The following is a 1674-nucleotide window of genomic DNA, read 5'->3' as shown; positions in this document are numbered from 1 at the left end:
AGAAACCAGATTGATTCTGGCATCGCGGATAAGCCATGCTGCGCCAATAGGGTCTGACGTGTGGTTATTCATCATGAGTGGCTCAAGCGATTATAGATAAGCCATTTTGCAGAAAAGCGATTATGAATGCAACATAATGGTTATTATCAAGCTTTACTGCATTAAATCGATTTTTATATGACGTTGTGATACCTTTAGATAAAAATCAAAAGGCATATTAAGTGGATATAATGGATCGAAATTGAAGGTGGTAAATACCCCTCTTTTAACACAGCTACGTAGTAATAGAGTGCCTATTTCCGTAAATAACGCCTTCTTACGTCGCGTATAAATCCTTATAAATCAGCTATTTATAAAATAAAATATTGGCTATTCCCAATCAAATGGCCACCTATTCTTAAATTGATAAGCTCACTTATTATTATAGATAATGAACAGTTGATTTACCATTTAATGTCCGAATGTACCCAGTCTATTTTGATTAGTTCCATGATAGCAGTCTATTTTAAGTGGTCTATTAATGGGGTTGAAGGATGAAACAGATGGTTCCCTATTTGAACTACCTTACAAAAAATAAAACATGAGAACACGCTACAGCTCTATTAATTTCTAATTCGTATAAGATATATCCAAATAAATATCGTTATAGTTATTTGTTTACCTAGGATCTCTATATGAATAATAAGATGATAATAATCATTGCTATCACTGCTATTTTTGCATTTTGGCTAGGCATCAAAGCCCATGAATTTTATTACGATGATATTTGCTTGGATCTAGGCGGTGGCAGAAACCCAAGCGGTTATCCTATTTGTGTCATTGAGCGATAACTATGCTGCGACAATCGACTTCATAGTTATTAGCCTCACATACAATACTGGCAGTTCGATGCCTGTATAGCGCACCGATCTCGAATAGAATATGCATGGTAAGTACATCATGAAGTACACTACAGTTATCACAACAACTCAAAACCGCGATATCATTAGCCTGAAGCTGAAGGTTCGTCCTCACTAGGGAACCGAACCCATGAAAGCGCCTGATTAGTTATTTTGACAACTTTTTCATGCCTACAACAATGCAATGTAATTACTCTCATGGGTATACGTTGGCTACCGCTTGGGCTTGTCTGCTACTATGTGGGCGCAATTTCTATTGCACCAGCAACGGCACAACCCTGATATGCTTTGCCTGCGTAAGTTAATATTGCAGTAAATTCATTTTGATAGCCATTGTCATCGATACAAAGGTTATTTTTTATATTCACAACAATAGGCTGTCCATTGACAGTACTCGCGTATTCGACACCTTCAGTATTGACAGAACCAGAACCCACCACGATAACTGTTGCTGTCGTTGGCTTTAAGAAATTCGCCTCTATACTTAGCTCATTTCCTTCAATTACTATTCGCCAAATTTTTTCTTTAGCGGTGTTTCCAAAAGCAGTAAATGCCGCTGACGCTACCGGCACTTCTATTGTAGGCTGCTTACTCAGATCCGTGGTGTCGGTACGATGGTTATTACAAGCCACTAGAGCTAAGCTGCCCGTTAAGCACATTGTCGTTAGAAGCAAAGAACGCATAATTTTTTCCTTTAAATATAATAAGAGAACACCACTATTTAGCAGTGTTCTCTTTGTTTACGTGATGAAATTCAGGTTTTTACTACCATAGG

The 1674-nt window shown here is 37.6% G+C and carries 2 protein-coding genes; one reads left to right on the top strand and one right to left on the bottom strand.

Annotation, left to right across the window (positions count from 1 at the left end):
- Positions 1-674: 674 nt before the first annotated feature.
- Positions 675-830, top strand: coding sequence for a hypothetical protein (locus PG901_RS10730; RefSeq protein ID WP_271134396.1), 156 nt, complete (start codon positions 675-677; stop codon positions 828-830).
- Between the two features lie 305 nt (positions 831-1135).
- Here the strand turns inward: PG901_RS10730 and PG901_RS10725 are convergent, their stop codons facing one another.
- Entirely contained in the window at positions 1136-1582 is a 447-nt protein-coding gene (locus PG901_RS10725; protein ID WP_271134395.1) for a hypothetical protein, read from the bottom strand.
- Positions 1583-1674 lie beyond the last annotated feature (92 nt).

The sequence above is a fragment of the Psychrobacter sp. ANT_H3 genome (assembly GCF_027919975.1).
Classification (GTDB): Bacteria; Pseudomonadota; Gammaproteobacteria; order Pseudomonadales; family Moraxellaceae; genus Psychrobacter; species Psychrobacter maritimus.
The sequence above is the reverse complement of the archived record's forward strand: the minus strand, read 5'-3'. Positions and strand labels throughout refer to the sequence as shown.

Excerpts from the sequence above, each read along its gene's own strand:
- PG901_RS10730 (WP_271134396.1), top strand. The coding sequence starts at position 675 with ATGAATAATAAGATGATAATAATCATTGCTATCACTGCTATTTTTGCA.
- PG901_RS10725 (WP_271134395.1), bottom strand. The coding sequence starts at position 1,582 with ATGCGTTCTTTGCTTCTAACGACAATGTGCTTAACGGGCAGCTTAGCT.